This window comes from Sphingosinicella sp., assembly GCF_052388015.1.
Taxonomy (GTDB): Bacteria; Pseudomonadota; Alphaproteobacteria; order Sphingomonadales; family Sphingomonadaceae; genus Allosphingosinicella.
On sequence record NZ_JBQTIN010000077.1, the window covers coordinates 1 to 5,814 of the forward strand.

Sequence of the window (5,814 nt, forward strand, 5' to 3'; positions counted from 1 at the left end):
GGTAGAAGGCGCCGAAGGCGACATAGTCCGCCCCGGCCTCCCCGGCCTCCATCGCCAGATGCCGGCTGTCGTGGCAGGTGACACCGATCTGCGCGCCGGGGCCCAGGAGCCGCCGCGCCTCGCGCGGATCGCCGTCGCTCTGCCCCAGATGCACGCCGTCCGCACCGAGCCGCTTGGCCAACGCCATGTCGTCATTGACGATGAACGCAACGTTTTGCTCGGCGCAGATGCGCTGCAACGGCTCGGCGAGCCGCGCCGCGTCATGCTGGTCGACGCCCTTCATCCGGAACTGGAACGCGGCGACCGGCCCGGCGCCCAGCGCCGCCCGCAACCGCTCCGCAAAATCGCCGCCCACGTCGAGCGGCGAGATCAGATAGAGCTGGCAAAGCGGAGTTGGTCCGGCACGGCCGATGGCCGGCGCGGCTTCCGGCTGGGAGAGTGTCTCTTCGCTCGGCATCGCGTCGCCGTAGCGGTTCAATATTCGCCAAGGAAGCGTGTCTCCGGCGGCGATCGCCAGCGACCGCAAAAAAAAAGCGCTCAATTTGACGGCGCCAACTCCGCGACCGCCGCCGCCTCGCGGCGGATGATGTCGTCGAATCTCGCGCGGAAGGTCTGGGCGTGACTAAACAGCCGCGTCAGGTCCGCGAGCGAGATGGTTGGGCCGATTGAGTCGGCCCCTCTTCGCAGGACGGCCGCGAGATCACGCGCCACGACGAAAATTTCCCTGTCGACCGACAGCGCCGCCATGGTTCGCCGCAAGATCGAAGCACTGGCGGCATCATTGCCGCGCTCCAGCTCCGGTATCTGGGCGGAAAAATCGGCCATTTCGCGCTCCAGCTTGGCGGTTCCCTCCTCGGCCGTCCGTTCCAGCTCATCCGCCATCGCGCGCAGATCGCTGGCCAGCGTGGGGTCGGTCGGAGAGCCGCCGCTTCGCGGCCAGGCCGAGAGCGTGCGCACCGCCGAACGGTAGAAGACCAGCTCCACATTCTGCATCTCCCAGGAGCTTTCCTCACGCGGCGTCGTCGCCATTGCCGCTCTCGTAAGCAGGATCTGCGATTCCAGAAGCAGCCGGACGCCGCTGATCAACCCGTTGGCCGCGACGCCTGCCGCCGCCGCGTCGTTGCGAATCATGGCGTCGAGCAGCGGCTGGTAGCCCTCGATCACATTGGCCGCCTGCTCGTTCGTCCTGATCATTTGACGGACGAGCTCGGCCGGCCGGATGTCCTCGGGGAGGTCAAGCGGCGCCAGGTCCGGCGCCTGGAGCGAACGAAAGGCGGAATTGGCCTCGGCGATAACGGCAAGGGCGCGCGCGATGACCGGACGGAACCTCTCGCTCGCGATGCGAGGATCGCCCTGCTGCGTCGCTGCCCGCCACTCGCCCTGTAACCGGGAGAGCTGTTGCTGCACGGGCTGCTGGATGCGCGCGATCTCGCCCAGGAACCGGCCATAGCTCGCCAGGTCGGTGTCCAGTCGCTCGGCCGATGGCGGCTGGGCCGTCATGGTCGAGCGCGACAGCGCCGGCGACGTGAAAATGAACGCAGCGGCGATAAGCAGAATTAAACGCATATTCGCCCCCCGGCAATGGACGCGCGCCCGATTCGTCGCCCATGACCGCAGGGTTAGCCGTGTCGAGCGCGTTGTCGAGAAGCAGGCCGCGGCGGGCCTGCCTCACGCCTTGACGGTCGAGCCCTGATAGATGTCGTCGATCGCCGCGCCGAGTGCCCGGTCGAACTCCTGATCGCTCATTGAATGGCGCAGATCCTCCAGCAAAGCGCGCGAAAAGCTGGCGATAACGCCGCGGTTCTTTGCCAGCTCGGCGCAGGCCTCCGGCCGGTTGTAGCCGCCGGAGAGGGCGACCACGCGCAGCACGCGCGGATGATCGACGAGGCTGTCGAACAGGCCGGGCTGCACGGGCAGCGAGAGTTTCAGCATCACCTTGGCTTCGCCGAGGATGTCGCCGAGCGCGCGGGTCAGCTCCTCGAGCAGGATCTGGTCGGCCTCGGCCCGCTCCGGGCTCTTGATGTTCACCTCCGGTTCGATGATCGGGACGAGGCCGGCGGCGAGCACCTGCTTCGCCACCTCGAACTGCTGGTCGACGACCCCGGCGATGCCCGCGCGGTTGGCGAGGTTGATCACCGAGCGCTCCTTGGTGCCAAACACGCCGAGGCCCCTGGCGCGGCTGAGCAGCGCGCCCAGCTCCGGCATCGGCTTCATCAGCTGGACGCCTTCTGCCTCGCCCTCCAGCCCCTTGTCGATCTTGATGAAGGGGACGACGCCGCGCGCCTTCAGCACCGCCGGCACCGGCTGGCCGTCGATCGTGCCGTCCATCGTCCGCTCGAACAGGATCGCGCCGATCACCTTGTCGCCGGTGAAGGCGGGCGAGGTGATGATCCGGCTGCGCATCTCGTGAATGAGGCCGAACATCTCCTCGTCGTTCGAATAAGCGCTTACCCCGATCCCGTAGCCTTTCAGCGCCCTGGGCGTTGAGCCGCCGCTCTGATCGAGCGCGGCGATGAAGCCCTTCCCGCCTGCCATCTTCGCCATCATCTCGGAATCTTGCATCTTCGGTTCCTCTTGGGATCGTGATCGGGTTCAGCGCATCAGCGCGGCAACGCCCGGCAGCGCCTTGCCTTCCATCCATTCGAGGAAGGCGCCGCCAGCGGTGGAGACGAAAGTGAAATCATCGGCCACGCCGGCCTGGTTGAGCGCCGCGACGGTGTCGCCGCCGCCGGCGATCGAAATCAGGCTGCCCTCCTGGGTCAGCGCCGCGGCGGTGCGGGCGAGCGCGACGGTGGCCGCGTCGAAGGGCGGCGTCTCGAACGCGCCCAGCGGCCCGTTCCAGACCAGAGTGCGGCAGGTCTTGAGCACGTCGGCCAGCGCCTCGACCGCCGCCGGGCCGATATCGAGGATCATCTCGTCCCCGGCGACCTCATGGACGTTGCAGGTGCGAAGACTCGGCGGGTTGGCCGCGAACTCCTTGGCCACCACCACGTCATAGGGCAGATGCACGGTGCAATTCGCTTTTTCGGCGGCGTCGAGGATCTCGTCCGCCGTCCCGGTCAAATCGCGCTCGGCGAGGCTCTTGCCGATCGCGACGCCGCGCGCGGCGAGGAAGGTGTTCGCCATGCCGCCACCGATGATCAGATGATCGACCTTGCCGACCAGATGCTTCAGCACGTCGAGCTTGGTCGAGACCTTCGCCCCGCCGACCACCGCCGCGACCGGCCGCTCCGGGCTGCCGAGCGCCGCCGCCAGCGCGTTGAGCTCCTTCTCCATCGCCCGCCCGGCATAAGCGGGCAGCAGATGGGCGAGAGCCTCGGTCGAGGCATGGGCGCGATGGGCGGCGGAGAAAGCGTCGTTGATGTAGAAATCGCCGTTCGCCGCCATAGAGGCGGCCAGCGCGGGATCGTTCTCCTCCTCGCCGGGGTAGAAGCGGGTATTTTCCAGGATCGCGACGTCGCCGGGCCGCAGCACGCGGATCGCCGCCGCGACGCCCTCTCCCTCGCTCTCCGGCACGAACTGGACCGAGCGGCCAAGCATTCCGGCATAGGCCTGGGTGATCAGCGACAGAGACATGTCCGGCCGCTTTGCGCCCTTGGGCCGGCCGAAATGGGCGAGCAGCAGGACGATCGCGCCCTTGTCGGCGAGCTCGGTCACGGTCGGCAGCGTCGCCACGAAGCGCGTGTCGTCGCTGACCGCCCCATCCTGCATCGGCACGTTGAGGTCGACACGGACCAGCGCGCGCTTGCCACGAACGTCGCCGAGATCGTCAAGGGTCCGGAATCCGGTCACCTAACTTCCGTCACCCCAGCGAAAGCTGGGGTCCATGCTGACTCCGTATGGATGCCAGCTTCCGCTGGCATGACGGAAAAAGGGGACGGCGCGGAATGACATCATGACATCAAATCAGCCTCGCCATCGCCGCTGCGGTGTCGACCATGCGGTTCGAGAAACCCCATTCATTGTCGTACCAGGAAACGACGCGGACCAATCTGCCCTCCAGCACCGCCGTTTCGAGGCTGTCGACGGTCGAGCTGGCCGGATTGTGGTTGAAATCGATCGAGACCAGAGGCTCGTCGGTATAGTCGAGCACGCTCGCCAGCGGCCCGCTCTCGGACGCCGCCTTCAGCGCGCTGTTCACTTCCTCGACCGAGGTGTCGCGCTTCGGCGTGAAGGTGAGATCGACCAGGCTGACATTCGGCGTCGGCACGCGGATCGCCGAGCCATCCAGCTTGCCCTTCAGCTCCGGCAGCACCTCGGCGACGGCGCGGGCGGCGCCGGTGGTGGTCGGGATCATCGACATCGCGGCGGCGCGGGCGCGGCGCTTGTCGCTATGGATCTGATCGAGGATCTTCTGGTCGTTGGTGTAAGCGTGGACCGTCGTCATCAGGCCGCGCTCGATCCCGATCACGTCGTTCATCACCTTCGCGACCGGCGCGAGGCAGTTCGTTGTGCAGGAGGCGTTCGAGACGATTGTGTGCTCGGCGGTCAGCTTGTCGTGGTTGACGCCGTAGACCACCGTGAGATCGACGCCCTTTGCAGGCGCGGAGATCAGCACCCGTTTGGCGCCGGCGTCGAGGTGCTTCCGGGCGCTCTCCCGATCCGCGAAGAAGCCGGTGCACTCCAGCGCGATATCGACCCCGTTCTCCGCGTGCGGCAGGTTCGCCGGGTCCTTCTCGGCCGTCACCTTGATCCGCTTGCCGTCGACGATCAGATCGTTGCCGTCGGCCCGAACCTCGCCCGGATAGGGGCCGTGGACGCTGTCGCGCTTGAACAGCAAAGCGTTCGACTCCGCGTCGGCGAGATCGTTGATCGCGACCAGCTCCAGCCCGCTCTCCGGCTTGGCGAGGATCGCCCGCGCGACGAGGCGGCCAATCCGCCCGAAGCCATTGATCGCAACTTTGGTCATTCCTTCACTCCCAATGCATTCAATATCCGTGGCACGATCGCCTCGACCGAGAAGCCGAAGCGGTTGAACAAATCCTCGGCCGGGGCCGAAGCGCCGAAGCGGTCGAGGCCGATATTGAGGCTGGCATAGCGCTCCCAGCCCAGGGTCGCGCCCGCCTCGATCGAGACGATCAGCACGCCCGGCGGCAGCAGGTCGGCGCGGTAAGCCTCATCCTGCGCCTCGAACCGCTCCCAGCAGGGCATGGAAACGACGTCCGAGCCGATCGCATGATCTTCCAGCGCCTCGGCGACCTCGATCGCCAGCGCGACCTCCGATCCCGTCGCGAGCAGCACGACCCGCCGCCCCTTGATTGCGCGCCGCAGCCGATAGGCGCCCCGCGCGCAGAGATTCTCGTCCAGCGCCTTCAGCCGGAGCGGCGGCAGATTCTGCCGGGTGAGCGCCAGCAGCGACGGCCCATCTTTCTTGCGCAGCGCGAGCTCCCAGCATTCCGCGGTCTCGACCGCATCGGCCGGGCGGTAGACGTCGAGGTTCGGCATCGCGCGCAGGCCGGTGAGCTGCTCGATCGGCTGATGGGTCGGCCCGTCCTCGCCAAGGCCGATCGAATCGTGGGTCATCACATAGACGACTCGAATCTGCTGGAGCGCCGACAGCCGGATCGCCGGCCGGGCATAATCGGAGAAGATCAGGAAGGTGCCGCCATAAGGGATCACGCCACCGTGCAGCGCCATCCCGTTCATCGCCGCCGCCATCCCGAACTCGCGAATGCCATAGTAGATGTAGCGACCCGAATAATCGTTCCTGGTGAGCGGGTTCTGATCCTTTGTTTTGGTATTGTTCGAACCAGTGAGGTCGGCCGATCCGCCGATCGTCTCGGGCAATTGCGCGTTGATCGCGCCCAGCGCCAT

Annotated in this window: 6 protein-coding genes; all 6 read right to left on the reverse strand. The window is 66.8% G+C overall.

The annotated features are described in order from the left end of the window. On the reverse strand, window positions 1-457 hold a 457-nt coding region (locus ACT4N3_RS06540; RefSeq protein WP_444854409.1), incomplete at its 3' end, for a thiamine phosphate synthase. 80 nt (window positions 458-537) lie between these two features. Further along, complete coding sequence (locus ACT4N3_RS06545) at window positions 538-1,566, reverse strand: hypothetical protein (protein WP_444854404.1); 1,029 nt, start codon at window positions 1,564-1,566, stop codon at window positions 538-540. Between the two features lie 102 nt (window positions 1,567-1,668). Then, entirely contained in the window at window positions 1,669-2,562 is an 894-nt protein-coding gene (locus ACT4N3_RS06550) for a fructose bisphosphate aldolase (RefSeq protein WP_444854405.1), read from the reverse strand. 30 nt (window positions 2,563-2,592) lie between these two features. After that, window positions 2,593-3,792 carry a phosphoglycerate kinase gene (locus ACT4N3_RS06555; protein WP_444854406.1) on the reverse strand — a complete coding sequence of 400 codons (1,200 nt, stop codon included), beginning with the start codon at window positions 3,790-3,792 and terminating at the stop codon, window positions 2,593-2,595. A 109-nt stretch (window positions 3,793-3,901) separates the two neighbouring features. Next, a complete protein-coding gene (gene gap / locus ACT4N3_RS06560; RefSeq protein WP_444854407.1) occupies window positions 3,902-4,909 on the reverse strand; it encodes a type I glyceraldehyde-3-phosphate dehydrogenase in 1,008 nt (335 codons plus the stop codon). Next, on the reverse strand, window positions 4,906-5,814 hold a 909-nt coding region (locus ACT4N3_RS06565), incomplete at its 5' end, for a transketolase-like TK C-terminal-containing protein (protein WP_444854408.1). The genes ACT4N3_RS06565 and gap, both read right to left, overlap by 4 nt.

Coding starts and splice junctions, on each gene's coding strand:
- gap (WP_444854407.1), bottom strand. CDS start 4,909: ATGACCAAAGTTGCGATCAATGGCTTCGGGCGGATTGGCCGCCTCGTC.
- ACT4N3_RS06550 (WP_444854405.1), bottom strand. CDS start 2,562: ATGCAAGATTCCGAGATGATGGCGAAGATGGCAGGCGGGAAGGGCTTC.
- ACT4N3_RS06545 (WP_444854404.1), bottom strand. CDS start 1,566: ATGCGTTTAATTCTGCTTATCGCCGCTGCGTTCATTTTCACGTCGCCG.